Origin of the sequence: Paenibacillus sp. W4I10, assembly GCF_030816325.1 — a bacterium.
In the GTDB taxonomy this organism is placed as follows: domain Bacteria; phylum Bacillota; class Bacilli; order Paenibacillales; family Paenibacillaceae; genus Paenibacillus; species Paenibacillus amylolyticus_B.
On record NZ_JAUSXX010000001.1, the window covers coordinates 5,255,002 to 5,275,707 of the forward strand.

Here is a 20,706-nt window from a genome sequence, read left to right on the forward strand (position 1 = left end):
AAAAGGTAAAACCAAATTTACTACCCTATGAAGTTATAGATTTTTGCGTATTAAAGTCTTCTAGCTATTATTAAAAGCTATAACCAGCCATGCATTTTTCATATAACAAGCATTCCTTTTCAACATGCTATACTCATTAGACTAAAAAGTTAGAAGGAGAAATAGTTATGATACCATTTCGTAATGATCATGTAGGTAGCTTTCTACGTCCTGCGAACTTAAGCAAGGCACGTGAACAATATAAATCAGGTAACATCACATATGAGGAATTAAGAGCTGTGGAAGATAAAGAGATTATTCGAATTATTGAAAAGCAAAAGGAAAATGGCGTATTGGCAGTTACGGATGGTGAATTCCGCAGAAGTTGGTGGCATTTTGATTTTCTGGGCGGCTTGGATGGCGTAGAGTTGTATGAGCAAATAGACGGACCGAAATTCCATAATATGCAAACGCGTAAGGGCGGGATTCGTGTTGTTGGTAAAGTTGATTTCTCGAGTCATCCTTTTGTTCAGGATTTTGAGTTTTTGAAAAAGCGTGCAGGTGACGCAGTGGCGAAACAGACCATTCCAAGTCCCAACATGCTTCTATATCGATTGGAAAATGGAGCCAATATCTATACGGACCGGGAGCAATTCCTTCAGGATACAATTGCGGCGTATCAAAAAGCCATTCAAGCTTTCTATGATGCGGGATGTCGATATCTGCAATTAGATGATACCGCTTGGGCAGACCTATTCTCAGAAGCTGGTCACGATAAGCTGCGTGCCAAAGGTCTGGAACCGGCAGAAGAGTTGAAAACGATGCAGCGAATGATTAACGAGACTTTGGCTCATAAACCGGCAGATTTAGTTGTGACGATGCATATTTGTCGTGGTAATTATAAATCAAATTATTTCTCAACGGGTGGTTACGAGTATGCTTCTGAAGTTATCTTTGGAGGGTTAAACGTAGATGGATTATTCCTGGAATTTGATGATGAGCGTTCAGGTGGCTTCGAGCCATTACAATATGTGAATCGAACAGATTTGAAAATCGTGCTTGGTTTACTCACATCAAAAACAGGCGAGTTAGAGGATAAAGAACAAATTAAAGCTCGGATTGCAGAGGCGGCAACCTATGTACCACTTGAGCAACTATGTTTGAGCCCGCAATGTGGTTTTTCGTCTACAGAAGAAGGCAATATTTTAACGGAAGAACAACAATGGCGTAAGCTTCGTTACGTTAAGGAAATTGCAGAAGAAGTTTGGAATTAATGCATTTAAATAACGGAGGGGATGTAAAATGACGATCCAAGCAGACCAAGAGACAATTATTGTTGAAGCTTTCATTAATGGTCAAAATGTAAAATCCCTTTCGCAGTTAGCAAAAGAAAATCCGGCCAACCCAACCGAGATTGTAGGCTATTTCCCTGTCACAACGAGAGAACAAGCAGTTGAAGCAATTGAAGCGGCGGCAGTGGCTTATAAAACCTGGAAGCAGACCTCCATTGATGAACGCATTATGATGATGCGCAAGGCGATCGAGAAGATTAGAACAGCTGAGAGTGAAATTGTGCATTTGCTGTCCAGAGAGCATGGCAAGCCGCTGTATGATGCACACGGTGAAATTTATGTTTCGTTAATGTGGATGGAGTTTGCTTGTAATGAAGTTACTTCGGCTCTACAAGAAGAGATCAAAGAGCATGAGAATGGTAAAACGATTCTTTCCTATGATCCAATGGGTGTGGTAGCAGCGATTAGTCCATGGAACTACCCCATTGCTTTATCTACGATTAAGATTGCTCCTGCCTTACTTGCGGGCAACACGATTGTACTTAAACCCAGTCCATTTGCGCCACTGGCTGCAGCGAAAGTGGCCGAGATTATTGCGAGTGAGTTCCCGGCTGGTGTAATTAATGTCGTTCATGGTGATGCGGATGTGGGCGTTGAACTGACTAGTAATCCTCTTGTTACGAAGATCGCCTTTACAGGTGGAACCGCGACCGCTAAGCATATTATCAGAGCTGCTTCGGAAACGATTAAGGATATGACGCTTGAGCTTGGTGGTAATGATGCGGCAATCTTCTTGGAAAGCTTTGATGTTCATGATGAGCGAGCCATGCGCCGGATTGTCATTTCTAATTTCTTGACAGCAGGCCAGATCTGTATGATCGCCAAACGTGTGTATGTACACCGTTCTATTTATGATGAGTTTGTGGAAAAATATATAGAGGCGGCGAATCGCTGGATTCGAATTGGTGATCCATTTGATTCAAATACGACGGTAGGTCCGGTTAATAACCTGAAGCAGAAAAATGTTGTGCTTAGTTTGGTTGAAGATGCGCAAAAGCGCGGGGCTAAGGTCATCCCTCTCGGTCAAATTCTGGATCAGAAGCTGTTTGACCAAGGTTACTACCTACAACCTACGCTTGTTTTAGGTTGCGATGTTCATGATCCGATTGTCGTAGAGGAACAGTTTGGCCCTACGGTTCCGATTCTGCCATTTGACGATGAAGAGCAGGTTATTCATCTACACAATGAAAGCATATATGGATTGACGAGTTCTGTGTGGGGGAAAGAAGAGGATGCCATCTCCGTCGCACGTCAACTCGAAGCTGGAACGACCATGATCAATACCGCTGCTGTGCAGGGGCTCGACGTTCGGTTCCCTTTCGGTGGCTTCAAGCAATCGGGTATTGGCCGTGAATACGGCGCGGAAGGTATCCGCACGTATACAGAAAAGCATGTCATCAACGTTCCGAAGACACTGGATCTTCCTTATATACCAGAATAAATCTTATAGCACACAACTTCTCATCATACAGGGAATGTGTATGTGAAATTGAATGTAGGCTACTTCAAAGTGCTAAAGAGTGAGATGAAATCTGGTGGTAATCAAAATAAAAAGAAATAAAGAAGCCACTCCATTTTTGGAGTGGCTTTGTATTCAGCTATTATACGGTGAACGGCGGCTATCTTCTACCTAGTGTCTCCCAGATGCCATGGAGCCAGGAGTCGAACTCAGCATCTTTGTCGCCCTCGTAAGTATCATAGAGATCCAGACGTGTCTTTTGCAATTTTTCCTTAAATTCCTCAAATGTGTGACCTTCAGGAAGGCTTTTTTTAATCCGCAGCAAAATTTTGTTAGTACCTTTAAAAAGCTCGCCTTTGTTTTTGGCAGGCATTTGTACATCTTCATCCAACTGCTTCAGCTTGTGATATGCGGCTTCACGCACCTGGAATACTTGATCATTTTTCAAAACATGCTGCAGCAACTTAATGGTAGGTTCTGTATTCCAGTTCCCCAATTCGTTCACCGCATTCAGTCTGTCTCTCCAGCTTGACGTCCGATTAGCCGCTCGTTTGAGCTCTTCAAAGTTTTCCGGTAGTTGGTTAACTGCTCCAGTATCATGGTTGTTCGTCAAAATTTAATCTCCTTAATCATCGCCATCTCGGCAGAATGATGAATGTTATTTATGTGATCACTATTATAGCACGAACCTGACTAAACTACTCCTATGAAGCCGATTGGCTAGCCGTTTCCTTAATGAAGTCTACTGTGTACACCCAACCAATCAGTCCACATAAAACAAAACCAAACGCATACAGAGATCCGTAAATGGGAATAAAATCGAGTATGGTTAAGGAGTACATATTTTTCAGTAACGGATAGAAGATGGAAATAACAACCACTGTGTAAAAGGCTAGGCAAGAAAGGCCTAAAAAGATGGTTGCCTTAATATCCAAAGCGTTTTTTCTCAAGTAAGTAAGGAGATAAGCGGTGTAAACCACAATATTACAGGCGAACAAAGTGACACCAATGTACTCAATTGGCTTGGAGAAAATCATACCAACAGCAATCAATATGGGTCCGATGATATCGATGGCAACAACCCAGGGATACCAGCTTTTCTTCGTCATGATGCGTCCCAGTGCACCAATAAAAATTGGAACGATAGCAGATGAGAAATGAAAGTGGAGCGAGCTTAACGCGTGCGTTGCAGGATTAGCTTGGAAGAGGTCCAATTGATATTGATATAAGGTAAACCAAATGCCCCCGATAAAAAAATAAACGAGCCCCGCGCCAATCGCTACTTCTGCTGCTTTTCCTTTAGAGCTCACAATCGTGGTCAAGCCATAGATGCCAAGCAGCAGGGTGAACAGTAGCCACCCAAGGGATAGAGTTCCTGGGATTGCCGTACTTTCTAACCCCCACATCCTGCTACTCATTACCGAGGCGAGAGTAAGAAGCGCAGCGGGAAATTGAAGCCATTTCATAGCAGCATATATCATTCGTTGATGTTTACTTTTTACGTCATGGTTCAAAAGCGAAATCACAAGAGGCACAATGACGAAAGCCGCAAACAGTAGAAATTTTTCAACAAGTTCGAATTGAAAGTAATCAAGATAAAATATCAGAATGGTTATGATTCCACCGGGAAATACGGGTGATTTCATGATTTTCTTCAAGGAAGTGTTCATGGCGTTTCCTTTCTAACCTACGTTTATCGTAAGATCTGCCTGCCGATCAGTACTATGATTTTCCCAAGAAGACGAAAGCTGGATATATTATGAAACAGTGCTTTAGTAAAGGAAAAGGATCTGTGGTATCGAATGAATAAGAATATAATTTCTTCCTCGCTTAATATTGTAGGGTTAAACATGCTGATACTGATTTCCTTTACTAGGTCTGTCCGGCGATACTCTTATTGTAATTCAGTGGTACTGAAATGTAATATTAATTTCAAGAATCAATTGAATCCTGTAAGGGTGCGCTTTGACCATTAGCTTTTCGTTCATAATTTTTCTTCACAGGAATTTCGAAGCTCCAGTCTCCGGAGAGCAGATCCTGCTGACCCGGGCCATCGGATAGGATTAACTGGTTTACGTTGATCCTCAACAGGAACTGATCTGGAGGTGGCGAGCTCCCAGTAAAGTGAAATCGGATAGTTCCGTTTTTGGCCAAAACTACACCTGAATCCGTGGCGATGCCGGGAACCGCCTTTATCGTAGAAGCATCCAAAGTAAAAGTTGGCTTGACCGATTTTTTTTTCACCCACTGCAACTCCGATATCTGGTTAGAATGCTTCATTGAGTATTGGATACTCAGGCTCTGACCGTCGAAAAGGTAATCATGAATGAGAAGTGTATAGCCTTTGTCTGTCTTGCCTGTTATTAAAGCCATCTCGTTATTTCCGCTTGTTGACGTCAACGTTGAATCGTCATTTTCAGAGAAGATGGAAGGCAACTTCACCACGAGATTAGAGGTAAATGAATTCTTCATACTGAATAGTACCACTGCACAGACGAGCAGCAAGATCATGGGTACAGCAGCTATCCTGGAGAGAGACAGGTGTCGAAGCCAAGGAAATATTCTTTGTTTTGGTAAAAGGTCTTGTTCCGGAAGCACGGTCGGTAACCGATTGATTTCGTTTTGAACTTCTTCCGCAACAGCCACTTGCGTCTGATTAGGTCCGAACCTCGATAACCGTGTTTCAAACCAGGTTGCCTTTTTGTTGCTGTGCGCAGTGATGCCTCCTCCGTGCACCTCGACAATACTTTTTGTTATGGCGAGACCGAGACCTGTACCTCCGGTCTGCTTCGACCTGGAGCTGTCTACGCGGTAGAAACGATCGAAAATAAAGGGTAAATCCCGCTCGGGAATGGGGACTCCATAGTTTTGGATTCGCACAACTAGCATATCTCCATCTTGTGCAATATCAATATCGATATATTTGCCCGTCTGCCCGTACTGGATGGCATTGGCGAGTATATTCTCGTAAGCCCGTACCAACAATGCCCCGTCCGCTTGAATTTTGAAGTCTCCCTCTTGGACGTTCAGCCTAATTTCCATGCCTGCACTCTCGGTAATCGGTACGAATTCTTCGGCAAGCTGGCCAATTAACCCGGTCATATTAAGCTCGCTGAGTTCCAGAGGCATGCCGTTGTTGACCCGTGTATATTCGAATAATTCGTCGATCAATCGCTGAAGCGCCAAAGATTTCTCATATGCAATGTTGACGTAATAACGCATCTCCACCTCATCCTGATAACGATCGTTCTCAATGACTTCGAGAAAACCGAGAATCGAGGTCAGAGGAGTTCGCAGGTCATGAGATACACCGGTGATCAGATCATTTTTGGTCTTTTCCGCCTTGCGTTCCTCTGCAATCGAATGCTTCAACTGCATGCTCATACGGTTGATGCTGAGTGCTACCTCTCCCAGTTGATGATCGGCAATTTCCGGGATTTGATGGTCAAACTGCCCGCTCGCAATCTCCCCCAGACCGCGTGTGATTTCCGCAAGATAATGATCCCATTCGCTGCTCAATTGATTCATACTCTCCGCGATGACGCTTAACTCATCCTTACCCTTAACCCTTACAACTTGCCCGAACCGCCCTGCCGATATTTCCTGCAATCCGGTGTTAATTTCATGTAAATCCCGAACCAAACGGAGGCTTGCAAGGAAGAAAGTAATGGGGAATAGAACGATACCGGTTATGATCATCACGCGAACGGACCCGGCATACTCAATGAGCCAATTAATCGGGACAGCCACATATTCAATTTTTTGCAGCGCTCCCGCCATGACATACCCCAAAAAAATAGCTGCGCCTGTTAAAACCAGGCTTGCAACCATGATCAGCATTAATCTCCACCGAATCGTATACAGCCACTGTGGTTGGATCCTACTCACCCCTTGCTTTTAAATCGCTTTCGATTTTGTATCCAATCCCCCACACGGTTTTAATGATCCGCGGTTCACGTGGATTGGATTCTATCTTCTCACGGAGCTTACGGATATGAACCATGACGCTATTCTTCGACTCCATAAAAGGCTCGTTCCAGACTTCTTCGTAGATGCGATCCATACTCAGCACCATCCCTCTATTGACAGCCAGCATATGAAGGAGCGCGAACTCGCGGGGAGTCAATTTGATTTCCTGCTGATCGACCGTTACCGTGTGGGATGCATTATTAATCACTACGTTTTCGATATGTATTTCGTTCGCATTGCCCAAAACGGAGTTGAACTGGTTCATTCTTCGAAGCTGCGACTTGATCCGTGCGATCAGCTCGAGCGGGTTGAATGGTTTGGTTACGTAGTCATCTGCGCCGATGCTGAGGCCTGATATTTTATCGATATCTTGGCTTTTAGCGGACAGCATAATGATGGGAATTGGATTCGTCTCTCGTATTTTCATACACGCTTGCAAACCATCCATCTTGGGCATCATTAGATCCAGTACAATTAGATCAACTTGCTTGGTCTGCAGAATCTTCAGCGCCTCCATCCCATTTGCTGCTTGCAGAAGCTTGTAACCTTCGTTATTGAAATAAATACTCATTAATTGGATAATTTCCGCTTCATCATCCACCATTAGAATTGTGCTTTCCGCCATAGATCCTCCCTTGATTCCTGTATCTCCCTTAAATTGAAGAGTAGCACGATAATTATAAGCGATATTTTCTTATGCATTGAATAACGTCAGGATGATTTAAGGAAATGATAAGAAGTTCGGTAGTGAGATGATAAGCTTTCACTTCTATACTGAGTACAACACAAGCGAATAATCGTTTGAACAATACATGAGTGGAGGTTTTATTTTTGAAGCATAAGGTATTACGGAAGGCCATGCTTGTTAGTCTAAGTGTGATGTTAATCGGTATTTCAACCGTTTTTAGCACAGGCAAGCAAGTTTTTGCAAATTCGGACAACGAGGCAGATTCGACACGTACTTTAAAAGTATTGTACTGGAATGAAGATGATTTCAAAATGACATATGGAGATCTGTTTAGTCAGAAGTACCCGAATGTAAATATTGAAGTAGTTACACCTGGAGGTATGGAAGCGATTAGGGATTACAAGGGGGCCATCCAAAAGTATTCACCGGATCTTGTGATGCTACCCCCTTACCAATACCAACAAATGTCTAAAGATAAAAAACTGGTTGATTTAGAACCTTTAATTAAACGAGACACGTATGACACGACAACGTTATACCCCGGCTTGCTTGATGAATTGAAGGAACAAGGCGGTGGCAAACTTTATGGGTTAAGCCCAAAAGCGGATTCGTACGCTCTCCTTTATAATGCTGATTTATTTAAAAAGTACAATGTTAAAACACCAACGGATGGGATGACATGGGAAGAGATATTGAATCTTGCTAAGAAATTCCCAACCAAGGGAGATAAGAACTCCCGAATTTGGGGCCTAAGCTCCTTTGGATCCAGCAATTTGGTAATGGATATCGCCAGAACAGAAGGATTAACGTACTTGGATCCAAACACCCTAAAGGCTACTGCAAATACAACTGCATGGAAAAATGCTTATCGTCTATCGAGTGAGGCAACGAAGTCCGGAGTACTTGACGAGCTGATCAGTCTGTCCGGCAAAAGTTACTTGGAAAGTAATTCGTTCATTATGGGACGATCTGCTATGAAAGTAGCCTCTATTAGTCAGTTGCAGTCCCTGCAAGCAGCAAAAAATAGTGTGAAGAATTACAAACCTTTTACACTTGGTATTGCTGCCGGCCCTGCGGCTAAGGACCGAAAATCAACAGGCAACGTATATATTCATGAGATATTCGCGATTCCAGCAGGCGCATCTCATGTTGATGCTGCTTGGGATTTCATCAAATATTTCAATGGAGAAGAATACGCTAATGAATACTATAAACCCAAGAACTCGAATAATAGTATCGGTGCTCCTCTATCTCGCATGATTAAAGAGTACTCCGGTTACAAGTTGGATGCATTCTACAAATTAAAACCTAATCTGGATTCATCGATAACAAGTTATGTTCTCATGAACAAGTCGCCAAATTTTGAATTGAGATTTCGGTCAATTGTATTGAAAGAATTGACACAGGTAGCAAACGGGAAGAAAACATTGGACAAAGCAACTTCTGCTATCCAATCCAACACTCAAGCCGTTGCTGATAAATTGAAAAAGGCTCAGGCGGCAAAGTAATAGAATCTCTAGCCTTTTATAATTCCCCGAAATATAGAGATCGGGACAGTTCATACGACGTTATGTATAGAGGTCAGCCGTTTTTACTGGGTGGCCTCTTTTTGTTAAGTGATGGGTCTATCAACTTCCTCGAAAAACAAAAAAGAGCCGCGTATCACGCAGCTCTCCATCGTACTTTAGTTCATTCCGTTCCAGTTCTCTTCTCTTTTAGCGCCCGCCCGTATTCGAAGCCCAGACAGGAATCCAACTGTTCGGATAATTGCTATTGGTCAGCGTTGTGTTATACAGAACTAAATTGCCATCACTTTGCATGACTAGTGTGTCACCCGTTGTGTTAGCTGGTAAGCTGCTCCCGTGATGACCTGGAATCCATGAGGTGGTATTGGGAGACCAAGCAGCTACCTGTACAGAAGTATCAATCATCAAAACTTTATCCCATCCCCACCCGGTGTAATATTCGAATTTTCCTGTAGCCGGGTTGAAACCATAGCGATAGCCATATTGGTACACATCTTGATATTTCATTCCATATTTATACATGACGGGTTTCCCGTATTGTGGTTCAAACTTGAACGAAAGAGCCCCACTGTTACTGGTACCGCTACTCCAAAGAGAAGAACCATTCTGATAGATGACAAAATTCCCGTCATTCTGCCATATCGCTGAAAATCTACCATCTTGGGAGGTGAGATAGTCACCCTTCGCCATGCTTTGGCCGATCGTGAGCTTATCACCAAGATATCCAGCAGAAGCTGTTGCTGGTACGGCAAATGCAAGAATCAACAAGCAAGCCATAAGAATGCGAAAAGATCTGGGAAAAAGTCGTTTGTTCATTAGACACGCTCCTATTTTTCTTATAATGGTTAAAGTTAAATGCATAGAACAACAAATCCTTACAGCTATTGCATGTTTCTACGTTGCATTCAGTCAGAAGCGGTGATGTAACACGTCCCCATCTGGTGTAAAACGGGAACTAAGATCTAAAATGCTCCCAACGGCCACCTCCTTTAATAGAAAGTGTGAGAATCTTTGATACATATTATGTAATGGGATTTGTGTGTTTTAGGAGATGGAAGCTAAGTGGTCTGTAGTAGCGGAGTTGTATCATCAGGTGAGAATAAATACTTTATTTTCCATTATAGCAACAAAAAATATAAAATCCATATTTTTCTATATGAAATTTTGAATCTATCACTTACGTCCAATGCGTCATAACTTCTCGTCTCCTGAGCTAGAAAAAAACCTATTATTCGCTTGAATAAATTGAAGCTAAACACTAATTTTGGTGCAGCTCGAGACATAGGTATTCATCTCCTCTATCAATCTCCCAACTTTTTTACATCAATTTTATATATTTAATGATTTTTATGAATTGAACTATGGTAAAATATCTCAGGATCTAAAATTGGAGAGGGGTTTTTTCATTCATGTTTTGGAAAAAAGTTTTGGGCAAAAGCACACTGCGTGTAGCTACTGCCGCACTATTACTCACGCAACTATTGGGCGCAGCGGGTTCTGTCTCTGCCGCAGGTAACGATGTAGAAGTACACTTGATTGGAATCAATGATTTCCACGGTCAGTTAGATACCACATCAATCGTGGGTGATAAGAAGGCAGGAACGGCTCCAATTCTAGCAACCTATCTCAAAGAGGCTCAAGCCAAATATGAACACTCCCTACTCTTCCATAATGGAGACTCTGTTGGTGCATCTGCTCCAGCCTCATCTTTGGATCGTGACGAGCCTACCATGGAATGGATGAATATGATGGGCTTTGATGTAGGGTCCTTAGGGAATCATGAATTCGACCAAGGTGTCGCTGCTTTAAAGGCACAGATCTTTGGTGGCCTTGATCCAAAAGAAGGCAAGGTAACGCATGCAGGTGCAAAATTTGATTACGTCAATGCAAACGTGATTGAAACTGCCACAGGAAAAACATTGATTCAGCCCTATGTGATTAAAGAAGTGGGCGGAGTCAAAATTGGATTCATCGGACTAGTGACGAAGTCCACTCCTGCTAAAGTATCCCCGTCGGGTACCGCTGGTGTGCGCTTCTTAAGCGTAGAAGAAGAAGTTGAAGCCGTTAATAAATATGCAAAAGAATTGCAAGATAAGGGTGTAGAAACGATCATTGTTTTGGCACATGATCCAGCAACAACCAAAGAAGGCGTAACCACTGGAGAAGCAGCCGACCTGGCAAAAGCTTTACCGGCGGACTCCCCTGTTGACGTTATCGTTGCAGGTGACAATCATGCTTTGGCTAACGGTGTAGTGAATGGAAAGTTGATCGTTCAGGCTTATTCCTATGGTACGGCGTTTGAAGATATCAAGCTGATGATTGATCCTGCCACCGGGGATGTAACTGAAAAATCAGCGACTGTTACAACGACTTTTCAAGAGGGTGTAAAAGAAGACCCTGAATCTTTAGCTATTATTAAAAAATCATTAGACAAGCATCCTGAGCTGACAAAGCCAGTAGGTACAACGGATGGTTCTGTTACCCGTACAGATGCTTATAATAACGAAGCCCCTCTTGGTAACCTCATTGCAGATTCAATGCGTGAAGCAGACTTTGGGGATAAGGCAAGTGCTGCTGACTTTGCATTTATGAATCCAGGCGGTATTCGTGCGGATCTGCCACAAGGCGATGTGACCTTTGCTGATCTTGCCAAAATCCAACCGTTTGGTAATACTCTAGTAAAACTTGAGCTGACTGGCGAACAGGTTAAAACCTTGTTGCAGCAGCAATGGGGTACCAATGCTGACGGTACACCTAATACCAAAACACTCCAAATCTCTGGTTTGAAGTATGCTGCAGATTTCAACAAGCCAGTTGCAGAGCGCATAACGGGTCTTAGTCTTGAAGATGGCACAGCGATTGATCCTGCAAAAACATATACGGCTGTAGTTAATAACTTTATGGCTGCAGGCGGAGATAACTATAAAGTGCTGCTGGATGCTAAATCATCCCTGGCAGGTCCTATCGATCTGGATGTATTCTACCAATACATCGTAGATACGTATAAAGGCGGTAGCATCGAAGCTAAAAATGAAGGACGTATCACAAACCTGGCTGCATCTACCGAGCCAACAGAAACTCCCGTAACAACAGAAGTCATTTCTCGTGCTGAATTTGTAAGTGCTCTGGTCGACATGTTGAAACTTAACGAAGTAGCTACAGCACCTGCATTCAAGGATGTTGCAGCTAATGCTGCATATGCAGATGCGATTGCTGAAGCTATGCATGCTGGATTCATTCAAGGTTATGGTGGAAACTTCTATCCTGATCGGGATATCACTCGTGAGGAAGCCGCTACAATCATAGCTAAGTTGTTAAACAATCCAGCTTCTGATAAAGATGCTGCTACGATCATTGCTAGTTTCGACGATGGGAAATCCGTGTCTGCCTATGCAATTAAGCCTATGGCAAAACTGATTGAAAAAGGTATTTTTGGTGCAACAGACAAAAACTCGCTTCAACCGAAACAAGGTCTTTCTAATAGCGATGCCAAAGCTTTAATTCAAAAAGTGGTTGCAGCAAAAGCTTCATAATCTAGACTTTATTCAATCTCAAACCTTATATTAAAACAGGAAAGCACATCCTTTTTGGAGAATAAGCTTTCTTCTATTGATAAACCTCGAATTCATGAAAGGGTTTATCGTAGGAGAATGCTATATCCCATTAAGGATGTTTTTACATGCTTACATGATTATAACTAATCTGTGGTTGGTGGTACTTTTATTTTGCACCCTGCCCGTTTGTCGCAGGAAAGTAACTCAATGAGGTACAGAGGTTCCCGTCTTTACACAATCCCCTTTTTTTTCCGAACCCACTAAGACCATTTCAGGAATACGCTCCTTCTAATAATGATTTTTCCCAATAAATCAACAAAGAATCACTTTATTCTATTAAAGCAGATCCTCGAATAGTTAGGTTCCCATTATTCAAGTCGTGTTTGTAGAGATTTTGTAGAGATTAGTTTTTTAAACTATGAAAAAGAAAGTGGGGAAATTTCGGATGAAAGTGTAGTTATCATGAGCCAACTATCTAAGCTGGATAAATATTAAGATTTATTTTGGAAGAGTAGATATTTTCTCTTTCAACATTGTCAAACAAGATATTAAAGAATGTTATTTGGGTGTCGGAAAAAGTCATGTACCATACACTATACAGGTAAATATTCTCAATTTTATATATTAGATATAGAACTATAATAGGCTGGTATATGTAGATATCCGATTATCGATGTCCTACACCTGAGAAGATTTTGTGATGATAGGTCGCAGTGAAACTAAGATAACAGGAAAAGAGCACTACTACATCTATCAACAAGCCTATTCGGTATCTATGGAGGAGGTGAAAAAGGAGGAAACTCCACAAGATTTCGATGATGCAAAGGGCTGCTGGGATCAAGCGAGTAGAAGATGTCTATTCGATTGAGCGTGATCGGGTGGATGGTCTTACTGTCGCTAAACATTTCAGTAGTTATGGAAATGGAGGAGAAAGGTATCTTGAGACAAAAACGCAACATGGGTAAGGCTATACTCTCTTGCTTCCTGGCAATGATGCTTGTTTTGCAGACGGTGGCGTTTTCTTTCACTGCATATGCAGATAGCGCGCCAAGCAGTTCCGAGGCGGCTGTTGACGTAGCCGACTCGTCGAGTGCGGACGAACCGCCATCAGTAACGGAGGCGGTGTATGATGAGCCGGCCTCTGCCCCCATGGCCTTAACGGCTGAGCCAGCGGATAAGACGAGTTTATTTATGGGTAAAAATGCCCCTTTTCCGCTGACGGTTTCCCAAGGAACTCCTTCGAGTGAGATAAAGTCTACTACAGCCCCTGGATACGACCCGAACGTTGACAAGATCAACGGCAGGCAGACTTTTACAATCACGTCGGTAAATCTCCGTGTGCCGATGCGGAGCGATAGTGACACGGATGCAAACGATCCAGACACTTACATCCAAAAAGGCGACTTCATTGAGTTGAAGCAAGCGGATTACTTTCAGGGCGTAACCTTGACAAACGCCACAATACCTCTAACCGTTAACCTGTTTGGGTTAAACTACAAGCTTGGCACCGCCTATTTCACCGGCACCAGCATTAAGGTGGTTTTTGACGGCGATGATAGCTTGTTCCTCCAGGGGACGAACGTTTCCTTCCGCTTTGACACCACCGCAAAGGCTGATGTGGCGGGCATGGACTACGGCACGACCAAGCCCATCACCATTTTCGGAAGCGCCTATACGCTGGGAAACCCGGATGTTACAGCGAAGTACAGCATCAACTTGCGTTCCAACAGTAACACGGAAAGCCTTGTAAGCTATACGGAGCAACGAGGCAGGATTGAGATATCCAACACTGATTTTCAAGCCGGCAAAGTTAAATGGCAAGCGATCGTCACCGCTACTGACATGGACGATGTCAACATCAAGCTGCCGCTGGACAGAACGATATTTTCCAATGATTTGACTAATGTAGGTAATTATGTGACAGGTTCCCTCGAGGTAAAGGATGCCGCCAACAATGTTGTGGCAGGAGCAACGCCGACCTATAATGGGAGCAAGCTGACCTACACCTTCCCTGACAATATCGGCGATACGGCAACCATCAACTTCGAAACCTGGATTCCGAAGGAAAAATATTACAAGCAATATCGATATAATGATATTAGCTGGGATCTCAACTCTACACAACAAGTAAGCAATGGTGCGACAACCGGTACGGCACCAAGCGCAGTAAAATTGCTGAAAGCGGACAATACGGAGCTGACGGCAAGTAATCTGTGGACTGTTGCGCTCAAGCCCGTCTGGATTCAGAAGGACGGTGTGCAGAACTACAAGGATAACACCATCACATGGACCATTACGGTTAACCATAATGGCAAATACAACAGGAAGCCTTTGCAAGACTTGGCAATAACGGATGCCATCCCTGCCGGGCTCTCCTTCAAGTCGGCAACGTTTCAGAAGTCTGAAGCAAATGCATGGTCGGATATAAATACGATTACGACGAAGCCCGCAGACGATGTCTATTTCTTCGGAAATGTGGACAGCCCGGTGAGGCTGGTCATTGTCACCGACATTACCGGTACGCAAACCAGCTTTACTAACAAGGCTACTGCCAAGTGGAATCTGGATCAGGCGGACGGGAACGGACAAAACAACGACATCGGGGTAACGGACCAGGCAACGGTCACCAAAGCGACGAATAGCCTGAGCAAGACAAGCAACGGCGGTGATTTAACATCAGGTACTTTAGGATGGAAGGTGACCGTTAAGCCGATGGACGCGATGCCGGACGGCAGCCTCTATGACCTGCTCGTGTACGGAGATGGAAGCGACATTGACTGGAATAACGTTCAAGTCAGCCCGCCCATGGATTCGGCACTTTTGACAGCAATACGAACCAAAAATGCGGCAAACCCAAGATACTGGCAGCAGTATAAGCCAGATTCCTTTAGCTCTGCCGATGGGTTAACCGAAAAAGTCTACACCATTACCCAAAATGGCAAGGCAGTCGCCGACATCCTGTCCGTCACCGGCCTTACAACCGGAGAGAAGGTACATACGTATACCTTTAATACTTACTTGACGAACTGGAAGCATTTTGCACACAATTACTCGACTAATTTTTACAATCAGGTATCTCTGTTCGACGGTGGAACTTATGTAATGGGCGCAGGTTCGAACAATAACGCCTTCAACAGCGGTATGCTGAACAAAGGGATGCTCTTTGCGTCAAAGCCGGTGAACCCGGCAACCGGCATAGAAGATAATGTTGCGCCGAATCAGGTCAACAGTTATATCTACTCCGGAAATGAGAAGGACTATTGGACAAGAGCGGCCTATGACCGGGCGACCAACACGGTAACCTTCCGTTTGTCGGTCAATGCCAACGGAATTAATACCGAGGAAATGGCCAAGCATGGCGGCACGCATGTCGCAAAAAATATTCAGGTGATCGACATCCTCCCCGAGGGCTGGGAGTTTAAGCCTTATTCCGAGGGGAAAGCATTTGAGATTTATAAAGGAGCAAGAGCCGATTATGGGTTAAGTGTCAGCGCTGTTGCCACGCCTATTGCCGACTCTGACAATCTGGTAGTATTTTCCTCCTCTGGCAACGTGGGGACATTCAGCTTTGCGAAGCTGGAACAGCCATACGTGATTTTGGTGAAGGCGGGGCCAACTGCGGAAACCCTCAAGCAATATGCCGATGCCGGCCAGACAGAACAGACGGTATATAACAAGGCGGAGCTGCATACCAAATGGGGAGACGAGGATACGGTAGTCGACGTCGAGCGGGATAACAAGACGCCCATTCAGCGCAAAGTCATCGTTCCTCCGTCAAAGTCCATAAACAAAACGGTGAAAAAAGCAGCGCCTGGCGTGCTGGAGTGGACCGTGGAATATGCCACGCCATTTACCGTGAAGGATACTGCCTACTTGCAGGATACGTTAGACAAGGGACTTAAACTGCGCAATGACGAATTTGACCGACTCTCGCTCCGGGCTCCCGATATGGCGGTCTATCCTGCCAAGCTAACGGCTAGCGGAGCTTTGACGAAGGACGGCGAGGCTCTTGATCTGTACGCTCCTGACAGCGAGGTCAAGGTGACGGCGAACAAGGAGGCAGACGGGACAACGACTCTGACCTTCAAGATGGCGAACCCGAACAAGCTGTATCTGTTGATCTACCAGACTGAAATCGACAGCACTGTGCTCGGTGTTGGCGACAAGGCGGGCAACAATGTGCAGATGATGGGCGACGATGCAGCCAAGGGTGTTAGCAGCCATGCCGAATACACGGTAGAAAGTGCAGATATTAGTGGCGGCGCTGGATGGCAGCCTATTCTGAAGCTGAAAAAGGTTGACCCGGACGGCAAGCCGCTGCAGGGCGTAGAGTTTACGCTTTACAACAAGGACGGTTCGGTAGCTCGTGACAAGAATGACAATCCGATCAAGGGATTAACCGACAGCAAAGGCGAGCTGATTTTTAACGTCGAGGTAGGACTTTACGATCTGAAAGAAACCTGGATCGACGAGACGACCTATCTGCCTACCGAGCGAGTTTATAACGTACGTGTGTCTAGTACCCCATTTAACCCTATCTGGGTGGACGGTAATCTGGTAGATAGCACTCATCCACTGGTCGTGCCTACGCCGGCCCAAGGTAAGCTGACCATCAGTAATAAGGTGGAAGGCAACGGTAGCGATGCTTTTAAAGTTTTTGAATACACCGTGACCTTCACCGGCGAAGGCGAGGACGGAGAGTACACGTATAAGAAGCCAGATAATACGTATGGCAAGATCAAGAGCGGTGACAAGATTACTCTCAAGCACGGGCAAACTGTGACGATCCCGGCATTGCCTGCGGGCCTGGTCTATACTGTAACTGAGGGCGATTATACGACCGCTGACGGTTATACGACCATGCCGGAGACGAGAGAGTTATCCGGTACAATCGTGGATAAAGGCGACCACAAGGCGGATTTCATCAACAAGCGTTACGTTAACAATCTGACCGTAAGCAATACCGTCACGGGGGATGGCGCAGAACCGGACAAGCCGTTTAAATACACGGTGACCTTCGACGATGCAGGAAAAGGTCAAACTTACAATTACGAGCATTCAGACGGCACGACGGGCACGATCAAATCCGGCGATACCTTCGAGCTCAAACATGGTCAGACCGTTATAATTAAGGATCTGCCAGAGAATTTGAAGTATACCATCACCCAGGACGGTTACACGAATGACGGCTACGCGACTACCCCTGTGGCTTTGTCTGATGAGGGAGTCATGGCGGGGGCCGATCGCGAAGCGGACTTTACCAATGATCGGACCGTCAACAAGCTGACGATCAGCAATACAGTCATGGGCAATGGCGGTGACAAGACGAAGGCGTTCGAGTACACGGTCATCTTTGAAGAAATAGGCAAGGATGGAAGCTACACGTATACGAAGTCGAATGGCGCGACGAGTACACCGGGCACGATCAAATCTGGCGAATCCTTCACACTTCAGGATGGAGAGAAGCTGGAAATTGTGGGTCTGCCTAAGGATCTAAAATACACGGTGACGCAGAAAGACTACACAAGTGACGAATACGTGACCATGCCTAACGAACGGCATTATACCGGAGTCATGAAGGGCCAAGATAAAGATGCCCCGTTTACGAATGTACGAGTATTGAAGGGCGGCCTGTTAATCAGCAACACAGTTAAAGGCAAAGATGACGACAAAAAGGTGCCATTCAAGTACACGGTTACCTTCATAGGTGACGGATCGGATGAATCCTACGAATATGTGAAGTCAGACGGCAGCAAGGGCATGATCAAGGACGGAGATACCTTCGAACTTACAGATGGTCAGACGCTCACTGTGCAAGGACTGCCAATCAATCTCCAGTATAAGGTGACTCAGGATGATTATACGAAAGATGGTTATGTGACAGGTCCAGAGAGTCTCACTCACACGGGCACGATTCCAGAGAAAAAAGTGTCTGAAGCACATTTTGTCAATACTCGCCCTTATCTGGAAGGCGTATTGCGTAACAACAACACAGGAGAAGTCATTCCGAATGCGCCGATTACGGTAACCGATCTGAAGACAGGCGAAGAGATTCAGACGCATACGAATGAGAAGGGTGAATATGCAATTCCAGCCACAGCGGATACGGACTACACGATCACATATACGAAGTGGTATCGGGTAGGTGGTAAGGATGTGCCTGTCGAGTTTACGCAAAAAGCAAATGTGAACAGCAGTGTAACGGACGAGACAGTTCCAGCAGACATTACGGCTGTGGGAATTATTCTGTTCAAGCAACTGAACGGAACAACAGAACTGTTCAACGATTTGTTCACCAGCCACATGCATATTTATTTGAGGAACAGTGACGGGACTTATATTGAAGAAAACGGTCGCCCTAAGGCATTCCCGATGGCTTCAAATGGAACGTTCTCCGTGGAAGGGCTAAGCGAACAGAAGTACACAATGGAAGTTCGTTATGAAACTGAGACGGGCGAAGAATTGCTCCTCAAAGTAACGCAACTGGACGTGAAAGCGAACGGGGAGCTTAATATCTCCGAGGAACTGGTGGACCCTTACGGTACGGTTTATGATGAAACGACAGGAGATGCCAACACTGGGAAGAAAATTGAAGGAGCTAAAGTTACACTGTATTATGCGGACACTCAGCGCAATAGAGATAAAGGCCGCATTCCGGGTACAAAAGTTACGCTCCCTGCGGTTCCGAATTTTCCACCGCACGACAACGCAAGCCCAGAGCAGGATAGTGACACAAATGGTTTCTATGCGTACATGGTGTTTCCAGAAGCGGATTACTATCTGATCGTAACGAAAGACGGATACGAAACGCATACGAGTGGTACAATTTCAGTCGATTTTGACATTGTAAGATACGACGTGCCAATGAAGCCGGTTCGTTCTGGTGGCGGCACCGGCGGTAATGGTAACAACGGTGGCGGCACCGTAACGCCAGATCCGGGCACCGTAACGCCAGATCCGGGCACCGTAACGCCAGATCCAGGCACCGTAACGCCAGATCCAGGCACCGTAACGCCAGATCCGGGCACCGTAACGCCAGATCCAGGCACCGCAACGCCAGATCCGGGCACCGTAACGCCAGATCCGGGCACCGTAACGCCAGATCCGGGCACCGTAACGCCAGATCCAGGCACCGTAACGCCAGATCCGGGCACCGTAACGCCAGATCCAGGCACCGTAACGCCAGATCCAGGCACCGTAACGCCAGATCCGGGCAGTGGTAACGATCAGCCTAAGAACGTTAGCAACGAGTTGGACGATGCTCCGAAAACTGGAGACAACAGCGTATCGCCATTCTTGTATATGGTTTTGGCGCTGATGTCCATAATGACGATCGGGTTCTGTCTGCTCGGTAACAAGAAGAAAAAGCACATCCAGTAATGGAAGGGAAGGCGGTAAGAAAATGAGCAAAACTAAAAAAGTTCTTATCGCTGTTTCCTTGCTTGTGTTGGTATTTTCTCTTGTCAGTATTGCGAGGACTTTCTTGCGAGACTATGCCGAGAAGCAGAAAATCGAAGAGTTAACAAAGGTTTGGAAAGAAGGGTCAGACGATGGTGGAGGGGATGCATTCCCCTCCCTTTTGTTCAATAAGGACAATGAGCCGGTTATGCTTCCCGAATTCCGAGGGCTTTATGAGAGGAACTCAGACATCTTCGGCTGGCTGAAGATTGACGGTACCCGAATTGAGTACCCAGTCATGCAGAACCCGCAGGATTCGGAGTACTATCTCAATCATGACTTTGATAAAAACGAAAACCAAGGCGGCCTTCCCTTTTTGGACGCGCATAGTGCGACCAATGATTCAGACATTTTGCTAATTCATGGTCATCACATGAAAAGCGGCTGGATGTTTAAAGATTTAATGAAGTACAAGAACGAAAGTTTTTATCAAGAACATGCTACGTTCCAGTTTAGTACGCTTTACGAAAAGGCGGAGTATGAGATTGTGGCTGTTATTCTATCAAAAGTGTATCGCAAATCGGACGACGTGTTTAAATACTACCAGATTGAACATGTGAATTCGCCAGATGAGTTTGATTCATATGTTCAGAACGTCAAAAAACTCGCTCTTTATGATACGGGAGTAACAGCTCAATATGGCGACAAACTTATTGTACTCTCCACGTGTGAGTACTCCACTGAACATGGCCGGTTAGCGGTGATCGCCCGAAAGCGTTAA

11 protein-coding genes and 1 pseudogene are annotated in these 20,706 nt (G+C 44.9%); 6 read left to right on the plus strand and 6 right to left on the minus strand.

The features are described 5' to 3' along the window. Nucleotides 1-167 precede the first annotated feature (167 nt). Nucleotides 168-1,253, plus strand: coding sequence for a 5-methyltetrahydropteroyltriglutamate--homocysteine S-methyltransferase (locus QF049_RS23755; RefSeq protein ID WP_307541000.1), 1,086 nt, complete (start codon nucleotides 168-170; stop codon nucleotides 1,251-1,253). A 28-nt stretch (nucleotides 1,254-1,281) separates the two neighbouring features. Next, nucleotides 1,282-2,772 (plus strand): aldehyde dehydrogenase family protein, encoded by a 1,491-nt coding sequence (locus QF049_RS23760; protein WP_307541002.1) that lies wholly within the window; start codon nucleotides 1,282-1,284, stop codon nucleotides 2,770-2,772. A gap of 178 nt (nucleotides 2,773-2,950) precedes the next feature. Here QF049_RS23760 and QF049_RS23765 read toward each other — a convergent pair whose 3' ends face one another. The 4 genes from QF049_RS23765 to QF049_RS23780 form a co-directional block, all read right to left on the minus strand. Then, nucleotides 2,951-3,403, minus strand: coding sequence for a HEAT repeat domain-containing protein (locus tag QF049_RS23765; RefSeq protein WP_307541004.1), 453 nt, complete (start codon nucleotides 3,401-3,403; stop codon nucleotides 2,951-2,953). 91 nt (nucleotides 3,404-3,494) lie between these two features. Next, nucleotides 3,495-4,460 (minus strand): YndJ family transporter, encoded by a 966-nt coding sequence (locus QF049_RS23770; RefSeq protein ID WP_307541007.1) that lies wholly within the window; start codon nucleotides 4,458-4,460, stop codon nucleotides 3,495-3,497. Nucleotides 4,461-4,722: 262 nt separating this feature from the next. After that, on the minus strand, nucleotides 4,723-6,678 hold the full coding sequence (locus QF049_RS23775) for an ATP-binding protein (RefSeq protein ID WP_307541009.1): 1,956 nt from the start codon (nucleotides 6,676-6,678) through the stop codon (nucleotides 4,723-4,725). After that, on the minus strand, nucleotides 6,671-7,384 hold the full coding sequence (locus tag QF049_RS23780) for a response regulator transcription factor (protein ID WP_105600608.1): 714 nt from the start codon (nucleotides 7,382-7,384) through the stop codon (nucleotides 6,671-6,673). The genes QF049_RS23775 and QF049_RS23780 overlap by 8 nt, the downstream gene beginning before the upstream one ends. A 206-nt stretch (nucleotides 7,385-7,590) precedes the next feature. Here QF049_RS23780 and QF049_RS23785 point away from each other — a divergent pair, with 206 nt between their 5' ends. Next, entirely contained in the window at nucleotides 7,591-8,955 is a 1,365-nt protein-coding gene (locus QF049_RS23785; RefSeq protein WP_307541013.1) for an ABC transporter substrate-binding protein, read from the plus strand. Nucleotides 8,956-9,162: 207 nt separating this feature from the next. On the opposite strand, the gene QF049_RS23790 is transcribed toward QF049_RS23785, so the two are convergent. Next, complete coding sequence (locus QF049_RS23790; RefSeq protein WP_100526853.1) at nucleotides 9,163-9,789, minus strand: hypothetical protein; 627 nt, start codon at nucleotides 9,787-9,789, stop codon at nucleotides 9,163-9,165. A gap of 593 nt (nucleotides 9,790-10,382) precedes the next feature. Here QF049_RS23790 and QF049_RS23795 point away from each other — a divergent pair. Next, the gene (locus QF049_RS23795; protein ID WP_307541016.1) at nucleotides 10,383-12,506 is read left to right on the plus strand and encodes a bifunctional metallophosphatase/5'-nucleotidase; all 2,124 of its coding nucleotides are present in this window, start codon (nucleotides 10,383-10,385) and stop codon (nucleotides 12,504-12,506) included. 4,209 nt (nucleotides 12,507-16,715) lie between these two features. Further along, a pseudogene (locus QF049_RS31500) lies at nucleotides 16,716-18,473 on the plus strand (prealbumin-like fold domain-containing protein); the annotation flags it as partial. Between the two features lie 830 nt (nucleotides 18,474-19,303). Here the strand turns inward: QF049_RS31500 and QF049_RS31420 are convergent. Continuing rightward, a complete protein-coding gene (locus QF049_RS31420; RefSeq protein ID WP_373428361.1) occupies nucleotides 19,304-19,723 on the minus strand; it encodes a hypothetical protein in 420 nt (139 codons plus the stop codon). Nucleotides 19,724-19,929: 206 nt separating this feature from the next. On the opposite strand from QF049_RS31420, the gene srtB reads away from it, so the two are divergent. Continuing rightward, on the plus strand, nucleotides 19,930-20,706 hold the full coding sequence (srtB, locus tag QF049_RS23805) for a class B sortase (protein WP_307541020.1): 777 nt from the start codon (nucleotides 19,930-19,932) through the stop codon (nucleotides 20,704-20,706).

What these genes read in the sequence shown, in the direction of transcription:
- QF049_RS23760 (WP_307541002.1), top strand. Translation starts at nt 1,282, where the DNA reads ATGACGATCCAAGCAGACCAAGAGACAATTATTGTTGAAGCTTTCATT.
- QF049_RS23780 (WP_105600608.1), bottom strand. Translation starts at nt 7,384, where the DNA reads ATGGCGGAAAGCACAATTCTAATGGTGGATGATGAAGCGGAAATTATC.
- QF049_RS23770 (WP_307541007.1), bottom strand. Translation starts at nt 4,460, where the DNA reads ATGAACACTTCCTTGAAGAAAATCATGAAATCACCCGTATTTCCCGGT.
- QF049_RS23790 (WP_100526853.1), bottom strand. Translation starts at nt 9,789, where the DNA reads ATGAACAAACGACTTTTTCCCAGATCTTTTCGCATTCTTATGGCTTGC.
- QF049_RS23755 (WP_307541000.1), top strand. Translation starts at nt 168, where the DNA reads ATGATACCATTTCGTAATGATCATGTAGGTAGCTTTCTACGTCCTGCG.
- QF049_RS23795 (WP_307541016.1), top strand. Translation starts at nt 10,383, where the DNA reads ATGTTTTGGAAAAAAGTTTTGGGCAAAAGCACACTGCGTGTAGCTACT.
- srtB (WP_307541020.1), top strand. Translation starts at nt 19,930, where the DNA reads ATGAGCAAAACTAAAAAAGTTCTTATCGCTGTTTCCTTGCTTGTGTTG.